Consider the following 13,709-nt stretch of genomic DNA (forward strand, 5'->3'; position numbering starts at 1 on the left):
TTGCTAATTAAACTTTCCGTGCGGTGAACGTCTCCGGCCGCGGTCCGTCCCACGTCCGCGCGCGGCCGCGCCGACCGGACAGACAAGGACGCGGCGCAGCGGTTCTTCACCTATTGAGCGCGTCTCTACATCCTTATTGTCGCGCAGCGCGATATGGATGAGACGGCGCTCCCAGCTCGACATCGGCTCCAGGCTGACGGGCGACCCCTTATGCTTCGCCTCGCGCGCGATGGACTCCGCGAGCCGGCGCAGCGTCTGCTCACGGCGGGCGCGGTAACCGCCGCAGTCAAAGCGGACGCGCCTCGTCGACATGTCTTCGTGGCAGACGAGATTCGTGATGTACTCAAGCGCCTTAAGCGTCTCCCCGTAGCGGCCGATGACGACGCCGGCGTCCTCGCCGACGAGGTTTATCATGCCGTCGTCCGTGAGCTCCGGGATGAGGTCAAGATCCATTTTGTCAAGTATCTCGTTTACGAAATGGCACGACTTTATATAGGAGATCGGCGCGAAGGGGCGTATCTCTATTTTATAGGTAGAGCCCAGCAGGCCAAAGAGCTTCTTGTCTTCGGAGAGTATGGTGGCGTCTACGTCTTCGGCCTGGATACCCCACATCTGGGCGCCCTTGGCTTTGGCCTCTTCGAGCGACGAACAGTCCACCACAGTGCTGTCTATTTCAGGCATCGGTACTAAATCTGTCTCTTTCATAATTAATCCTCGTCATCCTCATCCGCGGTATTGACCGGTTTGTTCTTGTGAAGCGTCGGCTTTACCGCAAGCTGTTCGCTGGTCTTCTTCATGACAAAATACTGCTGCCCGACGCCTATCAGCGAGGAGAGGCCCCAGTAGAGCATTACGCCGCCCGGCATTGAAAGGCAGATAAAGGCCATGAAGAAAGGCATTATCGTATTCATCATCGCCATCTGAGGATTATTGCCGCCCGATAGCTTCTGCTGCGCCCAGGTCAGCACGGAGATGCCGATGAGCAGAATCAGATTGCCGAGATAAAAGCTGACATGCGAAAGTCCGGCTGGATTCGTAAGAACGGCGGAGAGGACGGCCATTATGCTGTACTCACCGTTGGCGGCCGCCGCTACGCCGAGCGCCTTCGCAAGTCCGGCCGTCGTCGATGAGCCGAGAAGGACGCCGAAGAACGAAGTGTCCGCAAAATCATAGGTACGCAGTACATTGAAGAGGAGAATGAGTATCGGGAGCTGAACGATAAGCGGCAGACATCCCGCGGCGGGGTTGACCTTGTATTCCTTGTAGAGACGCATCGTCTCCTGGTTCATCTTTTCCTTGTCGTTAGCGTATTTTTCCTGGATGACCTTCAGCATAGGCTGTATCTTCTGCATATGCTGCATTGAAAGCATCTGTTTCTGGTTGAGCGGGTAAAGCGCAATCCTCACCGCTATCGTGAGAAGTATTATCGCCAATCCGTACGAATGAGTGATACCGTAAAAGAACTCGAGTATTGCCAGAAGGAGCTCGCTAGCCCCGTTCCATATCGCGCCCAAAACTTTCACCTAACCTTTCGAAGTTTGCTCCGTCTTTTCGCAGAGCATTCCTAACCATTTCCGTTCTGCTATTTCGGCCGGTTCCGGCACGGGATCAAAGCCGCCCTCGTGCCAAGGGCCGCATTTTACCAGCCGGGCCATCGTAAGCCACAGCCCCGTAATGGGTCCATACCGCCGCAGCGCCTCCGCCGCGTACTCGGAACAGGTAGGATAAAATCTGCACTTACCGCCGCCCAAAAGCGGGGATATGACAGCCTGATAGGCCCTGATGCAGAATATCATACAATAAGAAACCAAGCGCACGGTCAGTCGTCCCGGCAATCCACATTCCAATCCACGCCGGGCCACTCCGCTTTCAGCAGCCCCCTGCGTTTCAGGGAAAGAGCCATATCCGCATAAACCTCGTCAGCCTTCGCTCCGAGGGCGTTCTCACGTAGGGAGGCGACGATCCATGTTCCCTCTTTGATCCACGGCAGAAGCCTGCGGAACGACTCGCGCATCACGCGGCGTCCGCGCGTGCGCCTCGCCGCGCCGGCGATCTTCTTGCCCACCGTAACGCCCACAAGAGCGGGCCCCTCCGCCTTCGTAAGAAACAACAACCGCACCAGTGCGCCTGTTTCACGACGTCCGGTGCGGAATACGAGATCAAATTGCCACCCGCTCTTTAGTCTTTTAGCAGATGAAAAACCGAAATCCACAGCTAAATTAGACGGCGAGACGTGCTCTACCTTTACGGCGACGATTTCTAAGAATACGGCGTCCGCTGGGGGATGCAGAGCGTTCAAGGAAGCCCATTGAGCGCTTGCGTCTTATATTGTGCGGCTGAAATGTTCGTTTCACAGACTACACCTCCTGCGTTGTGTCATCGTTATCAAACTATCAAAAATTCTTTGCAGAATAATTGGCCCATAAACAACCTGATAAATATAACATAGACTTGCCCTCGCGGCAAGAAAAGAATAATCTTTTTGGCGATTTTTTTTTGAACTATTGCGCAACGGCCTACTTTTGTGCTAAGATACTCGCTGTCTTTGTGAAGGAGGTGACGGCATTGCCAAACAAGAAATCAGCAAAAAAACGAGTCCTGGTCACTGAGAGAAACCGCATCTACAACCGCTTTTGGAAGACCCGCTGCAAGAACGCGGTGAAGAAGCTCCTCGAGGCGGTAGCGAGCAAGGATCTTGATCTTGCGACAAAGAGGCTGAACGAGGCTCAGGGCGTACTGGATAAGGCGGTAGTTAAGGGCGTCGTCCACCGTAATACAGCGGCCCGCCGCAAGTCGAACATGGCTGCAAAAGTCAAGGCCCTCTCAGCCTAGGCTAACATCTATATTTTATTAGAAAAATAACAGCGGAATCCCACAAGGGAACCCGCTGTTTTTATTTTATCAAATGCCCTCATATCTCATCGGCCGCTCGGACAGGCAGCTAGAATATGAATCATATCTCAGCGGCGCGTATTATCCGCCGAACCCATGAGCCCTATTATCGCCGTCTCCAGCCCCTGCCAGCCGGAGCCGATTCCGCTTCTTTCCTCTATATTCATCCTGATAAGCGCGGCGATAAAATCCGTGACCGCCCCGTGTCCATATCTCTGGTCGGCCTGCTTCGCCATGCGCCAGGCATAATCCTTAGCGCCAAGCGCCTTGGCAAAGGCGGGAGCGTCCTTACCGAGCCCCGAATACCAGGCAAGACGCATACGGTTGTGAATCGGCGTAAGCGTCGGGATCAAGTCTCCTGTGCGCGCCATCGCGTGCAGGCTCTTCAGCACCCCCGCGAAATCCCCGGTGCAGAGGCCGTCAAGCAGGCGCAGGAGATTTCGGCTCCCGTCGTCAAGGCAGAGCTCCTCCACATCAGCGGCGGTGACGGGGGACTTTTTTTTCAGAAGCCCCAGGCTCTTCAGCTGGGCACGTATCTCCTCCGGGTCCTCCAGCAGCTCGACGATCATCGCCGCGCCCTGCGGCGCGAGATCCACGCCAAGCTCCTTTGCAAGATTAGCCACCCATATCTGGCGCTCGCGCGGCCAGCGCGGAAACTCCGCGGCTTTGAGCAGACGGCACTTCGCGAGAACATCCTTCGGTATGAACTTAGCGGGCTGAGATTTTATCTCGCTCTCATAGACCAAGACGAGCGTCACCGAGGAATCCGCGTCTATCATTGAGGAAAGCTTTTCGGGAAATGGACCGAGAAGCGGCGCAGACTCCACGATTATGAAGCGGCTCTCGTCAAAAAGGCCGCCGGTCATATTATCGGAGAGAAGGGAGCTCCACTCCCCTCCCTCCTGTTTCCCGGCGGCCACATATCCTTTTTTTTCAAGCTCGGCAGCGGTCTCCTCGAGAAGGCGCCTTTGAGCTGTCCCCGAGGCGGCGATCAGGAGGAGAGCCGGCATCAGCCCTTCACCACTATATTTACAAGCTTGCCGGGAACGGCGATCGTCTTGACGATCTCCTTGCCCTCCAAACGCTTCTTAGTCTCTTCGCGGGACATCACCTCGGCGAGCAGGTCCTCCTTTGAAAGCCCCGCGGAAACGGTAAACTGCTCGCGCACCTTGCCGTTTATCTGGAGCACGACGGTAGCGCTGTCCTCGACGAGCGCGCTCTTATCCACCTCGAACCACCGGTGGACGGAGAGGAAATCCTCGTTGCCAAGCTGATGCCAGAGTTCCTCCGTGATATGCGGCGCAAAGGGAGAGAGACAGCAAAGCAGCGTCTCGACGCCCTCGCGTTTGATGCTCCAGCCCTTCGCGTCCTCCGGCGCGAAGGAGATAAGGGCGTTCGTCAGCTCCATCAGACGGGCGACGGCGGTGTTGAACTGCCGCTCTTCGCGAATATCCTTCGTGACCCGGTCAAGCGTGCTGTGGATGATGCGCTTCATATCGCGCTCCGCCGGCAGAGTCAGGGAACCCATCGCCACACGCTCCGCGGAGGCGGTCCTCAGACCGTCGAGATTCTGCTCGACGAGACGCCAGACACGTCCGAGGAAGCGGTTAGCCCCCTCCACGCCGCGCTCGGACCAGTCAAGGTCCTTTTCGGGCGGGGCGGCAAAGAGGATAAAGAGGCGCGCCGTATCCGCGCCGTATTTCTTGATTATCTCGTCGGGGTCGACGACGTTGCCGATCGACTTTGACATCTTAGCTCCGTCCTTGATGACCATGCCCTGCGTCAGCAGACGCTTAAACGGCTCGCGCATATCGGCGGGCAGAAGGCCGAGATCGGAGAGCACCTTAGTAAAGAAACGCGCGTAAATAAGGTGCAGACAGGCGTGCTCGATACCGCCGATATACTGATCGACGGTCATCCAGTAGGCCGCCGCCTCCTTATCGAATGGCATATCCGTGCTCCAGGGGGAGGTGTAACGGTCAAAATACCATGACGAACAGAAGAATGTATCTATCGTATCCGTTTCACGGCGCGCCGGGCCGCCGCAGACCGGGCAGGTCGTATTGTACCAGTCGGGGCGCTGAGCAAGCGGATTGCCGCCGTTCGCGGGCATCTCTATGTCAAGCGGCAGCTCGACGGGAAGCTGCTCCTCCGGCACGGGGACTATGCCGCAGTGGTCACAGTAGACCATCGGGATCGGCGTTCCCCAATAACGCTGGCGCGAAATGAGCCAGTCGCGGAGCCGGAACTGCACCTCTTTCTTGCCCTTGCCGTGCTCCTCGAACCACTCGGCGGCCCTGGCAATCGCCTCTTCCGTGGGCAGGCCGTCGAGGAAACCGGAGTTGCAGGCGACGCCGTCGGCGGCCACCGCCGCGGGCATCGTCGCGCCGTCGGGAGCCGGTTCGTCTACGGGGCGGACGACGGTGATGACGGGGATATTATATTTACGCGCGAAATCGAAGTCGCGCTGGTCGTGCGCGGGAACACCCATAATCGCCCCCGTGCCGTAATCGGTGAGGATATAGTCGGCGATCCAAATCGGCGACTTCTCTCCCGTGACGGGATTGACGGCGAAGAAGCCGGTGTCCATACCCTCTTTATCGGTGCCGACGGCGGTGCGCTCGATTGTGCTGCGCGAGGCCATCCGCTTGGCGAAGGCGCGCATCTCCGCGGCCTTTTCGCCGCCCGCCATCTCCGCGAACTTCTCCACGTAGGGATGTTCCGCGGCCATCGCGACGAAGGTGACGCCAAAGATAGTATCAATACGCGTCGTGAAAGCCTCGAGCTTGAGATCCGTATCGGCGATCTCCATCTCAAAGTGAACGCCCTCGGAGCGGCCTATCCAGTTGCGCTGCATCGTGACGACGCGCTCCGGCCAGCCCTTGAGATCGTCAAGGCAGTCCACCAGCTCCTGCGCGTAATCCGTGATGCGGATGAACCACTGGTCGAGGTCGCGCTTCGTGACCGGCGTGCCGCAGCGCCAGCAGACGCCGTCGTCGACGACCTGCTCGTTGGCAAGCACCGTCTGGCACTTGTCACACCAGTTGACGGGCGCATGCTTGCGGTATACGAGCCCTTTTTTGTAGAACTGCAGGAAGAGCCACTGGTTCCATCTATAATAGTCTACGTTGCAGGTCTCCACGCGGCGGCGCCAGTCGTAGCTGTAGCCCGCGTTTTTGAGCTGCTGCGTCATATGCTCGATATTGCTCCAGGTCCAGTCGGAGGGAGCGGTCTTATTCTTGATCGCCGCGTTCTCCGCCGGCATGCCGAAGGCGTCGAAGCCCATCGGGTAGAGGACGTTCAGCCCCTGCATACGCAGGAACCTCGCCAGCAAATCGCCGATCGAATAGTTGCGCAGGTGCCCCATATGGAGCGCCCCGCTCGGATAGGGGAACATTTCAAGGCAATAGAACTTCTCTTTGCTGTGGTCGACCTCTACCTCAAAAATCTTCGAGTCGGCCCACGCTTTCTGCCATTTCGGTTCAATGGCGGAAAAATCATACGGCATCTATATCTCTCCTTCTTAGATGAAGAATTTTCATTTATACATCATGGTATTATATACACTCGGTTATGAGAGGTCAAACACGGTAAATCGGCGTTTATACGCGTCGCTGACTTAGCTCAACAAGGGCGGAAAATCCTGCGGCAGGCGCACCCGCATGCCGCGGCAATATGGATAATTTGAAAGTGTCCCCGCCCAATGGCGGGGACATGCCTTGCAATCGACGCACCAAAGTGCGCCTGCGGTTTTCCGCCCTTATTTCGCGTCGTCATCAACACGTCTAAACGCCGATTTATCTTCGATGGGTCAATGATAAACAGCGATTTAACAAAGATTTTGGCTCCCTCTGAGAGGGCACCTTTAAGTGCAAAGTCAAAAGCTAAACCGCAATTTCCGATGGGTGATGGAAGTGATAAAAAGCGATTTTGTTTTGGTTTGCCATGCAGGGCTTGCCCCGGCGTCCAGCGGCTTCGCCATGCTTTTTACGCCTCATAATACAAGACAAAAACAAAGCTGAACCGACACTTATACGCGCCGCGGACTTCGCTCGGCAAGACCGACGGCAAAAACGGCGGCTTGCCGCCGCCGTCACATGCAATTGCCCCACATACTCATCACGATATCCCGCAGATCGCCGGGGCCGAACAGACGGCGCTCCTCTTCCGTCATGAGGTAAAATTCGCGGCAAAGCACGTCGTCCAGTTCCTTGGGGGTGAATGAGTATCCGAGCACGCGGGGTGCCATACCACGTTCATTTTTGGGCAGCATGGCGATCTCAATACATTTACCGCGTATGGTTGTATCTTCCATCAGGTCGCGGAAGAATCGTTTCGCGTCTTTTAAGCGCAATTCGTCTCACTCCTGTTCTGTGGTTGAGGGTACAGCCCGTCACCGCCGGCAGACTATTTTTCGAGAAAGGTTTTATCTCTTTCCGCATATAAGCATTTTACGGAACTCTATATCCATATCACCCCTCGTGAGTCAACAGGCAAAAGATGAGGAAGAGACAGATTGAAAAGAGTATCGCTATAAGCAGCGGCGCGTAGAATCCCTGACGTCTTACAGCCATAGAATCATCTCCAGATATAAAAACAGGCGGAACGGAGTCTTTTATTCTCCGTTCCGCCCGCTGCTCTTTATTTCACGTTTTTGTCTTTTCTCACTATACGGGGAACGAACGCCAGAAGGGCGAGTATGCCCATACCCAGACCCGCGTTGCAGCCGCCGCCCGAACCGCCTGAGGGCGTCGGTCCCGGGGCTGGTTTTGCCGTCACGGTTATCTCGGATTGTTTTTCGTAGAGAGTGCCAGCCGAGGTTGTGACTTTTGCCGTCACAAACGCTCTGCCGGCGGCCAGCGCGGTTATCTTTGCCTTTGCCGGCTCTCCCGCTAGGGCGGACGCTTTAAGTATCTTTTCGTCGCTGACGCGCCACTCTATTTCGCTGATGGTCTCGGAGGTATCCACGGGATAGAGGAATGCCGATATCTCCATCGTATCTTTTTCGATCAGCTCCGCTTTCGGGATATTGAGGTTGAGCCCCTCGAAGGGTTGTGTCACGGTGACTGTGCAGGAGTCGGTGATATTGCTCTTTACCGTCGTCGCCGTTATTGTCGCCGTGCCGGCTTTGTGCGCCGTTAACTTTCCGGCGCCGTCAACGGAGACGATATCAGGAGCGCTGCTGATCCAGCCTATATCTTCTTTTGCGTCCACGGGCGAATAGCCTACGTTAAGCGTAGCGGTTTGGCCTGCGGCGAGGTCAAGAGAGGAGGGGGCCACGGAGATGGATTTCAGGTCAGGGAGTACGTCCGGCGAGAGTGCTTTGATATCTCTGCCGTTTCCCGTCAGACAGACCGGCACGCCGGCAAAGTCTGTCTTGCCATCGCCGTTGTTGTTGTTTCCCTCTACAAAGATATAGACCTCTTCGCTATCGTGGTATTCGGGAATGACGAAGGTTGCGGTTCCGTTTGCCTTGGAGTCATCTTCAAGGCTCTTTATCCGTCCGTAGTACAGCGCCCTGTCTCCGCTGGTCACAACGGCGGCGAGGTGGTAACCCGCGCCCGTCGAGGCGCCGGAGTAACTCACGTCAATGCTTGTGCCGGCGGTGATGGCGCCACTGGTCAGGTCGGCGGAGGTCAGTTTGTAGGTGTTTGTGGCGAGGGTCAGTTTGTGTTCGGTAAAGTCTCTCGACGTTGGTATATGCGTGTATATGCCGTCATACACCTGTTTCTGAAGCGCAGTGACCACTCCGGCGTCTTTCCCGCCTGCGGCGGGAGAGGTAAAGATGATGTTTTTAAGATTCAGACGAAAAGCCGGACGGAGGCCGGCAGACCCAAAGTCAACGTAGTAAGCGTTGAGGTAGCCGGCGCTACGGACGCTCGACGCCGAGCCTACGATGTTGCCGGGGGAACGAAGCCACCAAATACCATACTTTTTATTACCACTAGTATGGTTGATGACTCCCCGCGACACGCTATAGTCGGTAAGCTCCGCTTCGCGGGAACCAATATCGACAAAACCGTATTTTTTGCCCAGCGCCTGTGCGTTATTGGAGTCGTCAACATCGGCGTAGGAGAGGAGGAATATTTTATCGGTCGTCTTAGGACCGGTGGGAGCACCCTGTGTGCTCGAGTTGTCCACCGCCGCCTTTATTATCCCGCTGCCTTCGCCCGCGGAGAAGGCCTTGTCGTAGAAGGAATAACCTTTTGGGTTCGTCACCGTTATCTCTGTCTTGTCCGCGGAGACCGACCCGACATATTCTTTACCGTTGAGGAATTTGCGGATCTGCGATTCGCTCCACCAGCAAGCCCACTCCGGTCCTATATTTGGGTTGAATTGCACGCCGCCGTCCAGTATCTTTTCCGAAAGCGTGAGCGCCGCGGCGGGCCGCGCCGTGTTCAGTATTAGTGTAAGTGAAAGTAAGAGAAGAATTAAAATAAAGGGACAGGGATATCTTAAACTCGACTTTACTTCTTGGGGGGAGGGGCACTCTCGTTCAATACAAAAATATTACAGTGGTCTCTGTTCTGAGTTTTCAACTTAGTTCGCTCCTTCGTTATTGTTTTCACCTTATTGGTAGGTAGTTTTACTTAGTGCAGTATAGCATAATTTACTTAATCCAGGCAATTTATTCGTTCAGCGCCTTTTTTATCTTTTTACGGATTGTTTTAAGGCGCGCCGCGACCGCCTGCTGGCTGACGCCCAGGGTACGCGCGATCTCCCGCTGGCTGTAACCGCCTATGAGCGCCTGGGTGATGTCGAACTCATCGGGGGAAAGGGCGCGCATGAGCATCTCGCGCAGTTCGATTTCACGGTAGTTTTGTTCTTCCGCGCCAAGTATCTCTTCCAGCTCTTCGAGCGGCAGCCCTTTGCCGACGGCGTGCGCGCGGCGGAGACGCGCCGCGGCGTCCCTTATGTATCCGGGCAGGTGGTTTTTGAGGAAGCACGCGAGCCATTGGGGGTCGGGGCATTTGGGGACGAGGATGAGCAGCGCGAGACAGCCCTCCTGCACGAGGTCGTCGTATTCCGCGCCGCGTCCCTGGTAGCGTTTCGCGACGGCCTTTACAAGCGGCTTGTAGGCACGGACGGTATCAGGAACGGAAACGGGCTCCGGTCGTGGTACGGGTAGGGGAGACAAGTGAACGTTCTGGTTCTCTTTCTGCATTGTCGCAGTCCTCCTTATTGGGTTTTGTAAAGTCAAGGTGTGACAACTTTAACAGTGGGAGGAGACGAGGAAGGCGACAACGCCGCGCAGAGGCCGGGGGGTTGGGGGGTGCTGGTTGCTTGGTTGTGTGATAAGGAGGAGAAATCTGTAAGGTAAAAGATAAATTACGGTTTAGCAAAGATTTTGGCGCCCTCTCTGAGGCGGCCAGGGAGCCAAATCAGAGTTCTTCTGATTTGTGCGATTCGGCTGGTAGTTACATCAGAGCTGGCTCGGCGATGTTTTTCGCCGAGACTGAGGGAGAGTTGACCTTCGGTTCTCCCGCGGCTTTCGCCGCGGGCTCTGTATGGCGCGCTTTCCGCGCCATACAGAGCAACACTCCTTCCGTCTCGCCGCAAAAGCGGCGGCGATCCACCTTCCTCAGAGAGGAAGGCTAAAAGGGCAAAGTCAAAAGCTAAATCGCAATTTACAGTTTTCCTCATCGAAGATAAATCGCAATTTAGCTTTCAGCCTGTCGAGTCAAAGTGGAACCGTTGTTTGCTTTTGTTCTTGTCTTGTCGCACCGGCCCCCGAGCCGGTGTCCAGCGGCTTGCCTTGTTCTACTCCTAACAAAATAAAACCCCAAGCCCCTGGATGCCGGGTCAAGCCCGGCATGACAAACAAAAATCATTTTTCTCGCAAAATATCCCGCGCGTTTTCAGCGTCAGAAGGTTATCGACCGCTATATAGCAGACTTTTATTGTTTTAAGACCGCCTTGGTCGTAGAAATAGACGGCGGTCAGCACTATTGCGGCGGCCGCCCGGATTTTTACGCGGGTTGCCGATAGCTGAACTTAGCTCCGTTTCTATCAGAGGCGTCAGCCGCCTGTTTTTGCGGCTGACTGAATGAGTGCTGCGCGGCGAAAGCTGGGAATAAAATTGAAGCCTCCCTCTTCGATGCCGTTAAAAGGAAGCTTCCGCAAAGTTATTTTCTATAATTTAGGATTTCGGGCCGTCTGCGATTATTGTTTTTTTTCCGCGCTGCTGATGTTCTTCAGCACAAAGGCGGCCCACAGCTCAAAGGCGTCTTTGAAGTTCCAGGGGTCTTTGCCGGTGAGGGCGCGGATTTTTTTGAGGCGGTACTGAAGGCTGTTTCTGTGCATCGCGAGACGCTCGGCCACTTCGCCGCTCGCGAAGGGGGATTCGCACCAGCCGAGGAAGGTGTCGCGCATCTCCTCGTAATCGTTGCGTCCCTCGAGCCCCGCGAGGGTGCGGTCGGCGAATTCTTCCCGTTTGCCTACCGGGAGCAGGTCCAGCAGGGCCTCGCTGGTGAGGCTGCGCGCGGAGATAACGCCGGAAAGTTTGAGCTGGCCCGCGAGGCGCATCGCGTCGCGCGCGGAACGCAGGGAGATGGCGAGCCCGTTCAGGTCGTTCGCGGGAAAGCCTACGGCGATGTCGGCGGTAATGCCTTTGTCTTCCAGGCTCTCGATAAAACCGTGGGCAAGGCTCTCAATGTTCTGAGTGATGTCGTCGTTGGTCCCCGGACGGTTCGGCGTGACGAAGATCGTGACGCGCCGGTTCCGCTGCGGACAGATGACATTGCGCGGATGGGAGAAGGCGGAGCGCAGCTCGCGCACCATGATCTGATAGGCGTTCTCGCTCGATTCGTCTTTCCACTTTTTCATCTCGACGACGACGGAGGCTTTGCAGCGCGTGAGGGTTACGCCAAGCTCTTTGCCCTGAAGGGTGATGAGTTCGCCCATGCCCTGGGAGGCGTCGTAGGAGGCGACGTTTTCAACAAGGTCGCGCAGCGCGCGTTCGCGCATAAGGTTTGACTCAAGGAAGGCCTGTTCGCGCAGCATGATTTCCGCCTGTTTCTGCACGAGGAGCCCAAAACGCTCGACCTCATCGGGCATACCGGTTATTGAGACGGAGCCGATGACTTTGTCGAAGAATTGTATGGGCAGTGTATAACCGGGATAGACGCCGGGCATTTTTTTCGCCTCGTCGCTGTAGGTGACGCATGGTTTGTTTTCCTGCATCACCTTAATGGAGGGTTCGTGGAAGGTCCCCACTCTTTTCTTTACATTACAGCCGATAATGATGCCGTTTTCATCGGTAACGAGAACGCCGCGTCCGATTACCTCGCTTGTACTCTCTGCGATATTCTGCGCCATTTTTTTAAACATGAAGAAACCACTCCCGGACTTTTTATTCAAGAGCATAGTTCGTTTTTTATTATATATCATTTTTATGTTCTTAGGAATAATGTATTTTGCCCCGTATATAGCTAGAATGTGAATAGGGAGACAAAGTGGCTGAAGCACCGAATCTTCCAAAAAGAATTTAATGTTTGTTTTATCAATAAATAAGGAGGAATGCAAAATGCGTTTGGAGTTGCATAAGGTCCACATCAAAGGACTTGATTTTGCAGAGAAAACCCACGTAAAGAACGGCGTGCTCTATGTCAACAAAGAAGAAGCCGAGGCCCTCGTCGCCGAGGACAGGAACTTCTCGAAGGTGAGCATAGATTTTGCCCGCCCCGGTGAGAAGACGCGCATCATTCCGGTCAAGGATGCGGTCGAACCCCGCGTTAAGATCGGCAAGGGCAATTATTTCCCCGGTTTCATGGCTCCCATGGAGAAAGCCGGAAACGGAGAGACCCTCGTCCTTGACGGCGCGGCGGTAGTCACCTGCGGCCCGATCGTCGCCTTCCAGGAGGGCTTCATCGACATGAGCGGCCCCGCAGCCCCCTATTCACCCTTCTCAGAGACATACAACATCGTACTCTCAGTCGAACCCGTAGAGGATCTTGAGAAGCACCTTTACGAAACTTCGCTCCGCGAAGCCGGACTTAAGCTCGCTGTATACCTCGCCCGCTGCGCGGAAGAGAACGGCGCTAAGGCAGACGAAGTCGCGGTATTTGAAAAAGGCGACACCTTCGAGGAGAGCCAGAAGTATCCCGATCTCCCGAAGGTCATCTATGTCTGCATGAATATCACGCAGGGACTGCTGCACGACACCTATCTCTACGCGGCGGACCTCCGTCCCTCGCTTCCGACGCTCATCCACCCGAACGAAGTCCTCGACGGCGCGATGGTCTCCGGAAACTGCGTCTCGGCCTGCGACAAGAACACCACCTGGCATCACTGCCACAACCCCATAGTCCAGGCGCTCTATGCCCGCCACGGCAAAGAGATCAACTTCCTCGGCATGGTTCCCACCCAGGAGAGCACGGTGCTCGCCGGTAAGATCCGCGCCTCGCAGATGAACCTCTCGATCGCGCAGCAGCTCGGCGCAGACGGCGTCATCGTCTCGGAAGAGGGCTACGGCAACCCCGATACGGACCTCTGCCTCAACGCGAAGAATTTTGAGAACGCCGGCATTAAGGCGGTTCTCGTATCCGACGAATCGGCCGGTACGGACGGCGCGAGCCAGAGCCTTGCCGACGCCACGCCGGAGCTCACAGGCTTCATCTCCACGGGCAACGTCAACGAGATGATCGAAGTTCCCGCCATGGACAAGGTCATCGGCTACCCCGAATCGATCGCGGTCCTTTCCGGCGGCGCGGAGGAGAGCCTGCGTCCCGACGGCTCGATGTACGTAGAGCTTCAGTCCATCATCGCTTCCACAGCTGAAATCGGCTTCAACAAGCTCGGCTGCGAATGGGTATAGG

General features: G+C 55.8%; 14 protein-coding genes. 3 read left to right on the forward strand and 11 right to left on the reverse strand.

From position 1 onward, the window contains the following. Positions 1-3: 3 nt before the first annotated feature. From jag to BED41_RS16195, 5 genes are read right to left on the reverse strand one after another with little or no spacing between them, the layout of a single operon-like run. The gene (jag, locus tag BED41_RS11125; RefSeq protein ID WP_066746138.1) at positions 4-705 is read right to left on the reverse strand and encodes an RNA-binding cell elongation regulator Jag/EloR; all 702 of its coding nucleotides are present in this window, start codon (positions 703-705) and stop codon (positions 4-6) included. Positions 706-707: 2 nt separating this feature from the next. After that, positions 708-1,514: a YidC/Oxa1 family membrane protein insertase gene (locus BED41_RS11130; RefSeq protein ID WP_066746141.1), complete on the reverse strand. Its 807-nt coding sequence runs from the start codon at positions 1,512-1,514 to the stop codon at positions 708-710. 9 nt (positions 1,515-1,523) lie between these two features. Continuing rightward, positions 1,524-1,817, reverse strand: a complete 294-nt coding sequence (gene yidD, locus BED41_RS11135) for a membrane protein insertion efficiency factor YidD (protein ID WP_437177027.1) — start codon at positions 1,815-1,817, stop codon at positions 1,524-1,526. Positions 1,818-1,819: 2 nt separating this feature from the next. Then, positions 1,820-2,212 carry a ribonuclease P protein component gene (locus BED41_RS11140; protein ID WP_066749256.1) on the reverse strand — a complete coding sequence of 131 codons (393 nt, stop codon included), beginning with the start codon at positions 2,210-2,212 and terminating at the stop codon, positions 1,820-1,822. Positions 2,213-2,219: 7 nt separating this feature from the next. Next, positions 2,220-2,309 carry a 50S ribosomal protein L34 gene (locus BED41_RS16195; protein WP_206153373.1) on the reverse strand — a complete coding sequence of 30 codons (90 nt, stop codon included), beginning with the start codon at positions 2,307-2,309 and terminating at the stop codon, positions 2,220-2,222. A 256-nt stretch (positions 2,310-2,565) separates the two neighbouring features. Between BED41_RS16195 and rpsT the strand changes: the two genes are divergently transcribed. Further along, on the forward strand, positions 2,566-2,832 hold the full coding sequence (gene rpsT, locus BED41_RS11145; protein ID WP_066746149.1) for a 30S ribosomal protein S20: 267 nt from the start codon (positions 2,566-2,568) through the stop codon (positions 2,830-2,832). 128 nt (positions 2,833-2,960) lie between these two features. Here rpsT and holA read toward each other — a convergent pair whose 3' ends face one another. The 5 genes from holA to BED41_RS11170 form a co-directional block, all read right to left on the reverse strand. Next, positions 2,961-3,902, reverse strand: coding sequence for a DNA polymerase III subunit delta (holA, locus tag BED41_RS11150; RefSeq protein WP_066746155.1), 942 nt, complete (start codon positions 3,900-3,902; stop codon positions 2,961-2,963). After that, positions 3,902-6,400 (reverse strand): leucine--tRNA ligase, encoded by a 2,499-nt coding sequence (gene leuS / locus BED41_RS11155; protein WP_066746158.1) that lies wholly within the window; start codon positions 6,398-6,400, stop codon positions 3,902-3,904. Before leuS ends, holA begins: the two co-directional genes overlap by 1 nt. Before the next feature lie 585 nt (positions 6,401-6,985). Beyond that, positions 6,986-7,246: a hypothetical protein gene (locus BED41_RS11160; RefSeq protein WP_066746161.1), complete on the reverse strand. Its 261-nt coding sequence runs from the start codon at positions 7,244-7,246 to the stop codon at positions 6,986-6,988. 287 nt (positions 7,247-7,533) lie between these two features. Then, entirely contained in the window at positions 7,534-9,234 is a 1,701-nt protein-coding gene (locus BED41_RS11165) for a DUF6273 domain-containing protein (RefSeq protein WP_066746164.1), read from the reverse strand. 286 nt (positions 9,235-9,520) lie between these two features. Continuing rightward, entirely contained in the window at positions 9,521-10,057 is a 537-nt protein-coding gene (locus BED41_RS11170) for a sigma-70 family RNA polymerase sigma factor (RefSeq protein WP_066746167.1), read from the reverse strand. A 665-nt stretch (positions 10,058-10,722) separates the two neighbouring features. Between BED41_RS11170 and BED41_RS16850 the strand changes: the two genes are divergently transcribed. Further along, positions 10,723-10,881: a DUF559 domain-containing protein gene (locus BED41_RS16850; RefSeq protein ID WP_268217960.1), complete on the forward strand. Its 159-nt coding sequence runs from the start codon at positions 10,723-10,725 to the stop codon at positions 10,879-10,881. Between the two features lie 174 nt (positions 10,882-11,055). On the opposite strand, the gene BED41_RS11175 is transcribed toward BED41_RS16850, so the two are convergent. Further along, entirely contained in the window at positions 11,056-12,222 is a 1,167-nt protein-coding gene (locus BED41_RS11175; RefSeq protein WP_066746171.1) for a CdaR family transcriptional regulator, read from the reverse strand. A gap of 196 nt (positions 12,223-12,418) precedes the next feature. On the opposite strand from BED41_RS11175, the gene BED41_RS11180 reads away from it, so the two are divergent. Then, positions 12,419-13,708 carry a glycine/sarcosine/betaine reductase component B subunit gene (locus tag BED41_RS11180; RefSeq protein WP_066746173.1) on the forward strand — a complete coding sequence of 430 codons (1,290 nt, stop codon included), beginning with the start codon at positions 12,419-12,421 and terminating at the stop codon, positions 13,706-13,708. Position 13,709 lies beyond the last annotated feature (1 nt).

Origin of the sequence: Cloacibacillus porcorum, assembly GCF_001701045.1 — a bacterium.
Classification (GTDB): Bacteria; Synergistota; Synergistia; order Synergistales; family Synergistaceae; genus Cloacibacillus; species Cloacibacillus porcorum.

Excerpts from the sequence above, each read along its gene's own strand:
- jag (WP_066746138.1), bottom strand. The coding sequence starts at position 705 with ATGAAAGAGACAGATTTAGTACCGATGCCTGAAATAGACAGCACTGTG.
- BED41_RS16195 (WP_206153373.1), bottom strand. The coding sequence starts at position 2,309 with ATGGGCTTCCTTGAACGCTCTGCATCCCCCAGCGGACGCCGTATTCTT.
- holA (WP_066746155.1), bottom strand. The coding sequence starts at position 3,902 with ATGCCGGCTCTCCTCCTGATCGCCGCCTCGGGGACAGCTCAAAGGCGC.
- leuS (WP_066746158.1), bottom strand. The coding sequence starts at position 6,400 with ATGCCGTATGATTTTTCCGCCATTGAACCGAAATGGCAGAAAGCGTGG.
- BED41_RS11170 (WP_066746167.1), bottom strand. The coding sequence starts at position 10,057 with ATGCAGAAAGAGAACCAGAACGTTCACTTGTCTCCCCTACCCGTACCA.
- BED41_RS11175 (WP_066746171.1), bottom strand. The coding sequence starts at position 12,222 with ATGTTTAAAAAAATGGCGCAGAATATCGCAGAGAGTACAAGCGAGGTA.
- BED41_RS11180 (WP_066746173.1), top strand. The coding sequence starts at position 12,419 with ATGCGTTTGGAGTTGCATAAGGTCCACATCAAAGGACTTGATTTTGCA.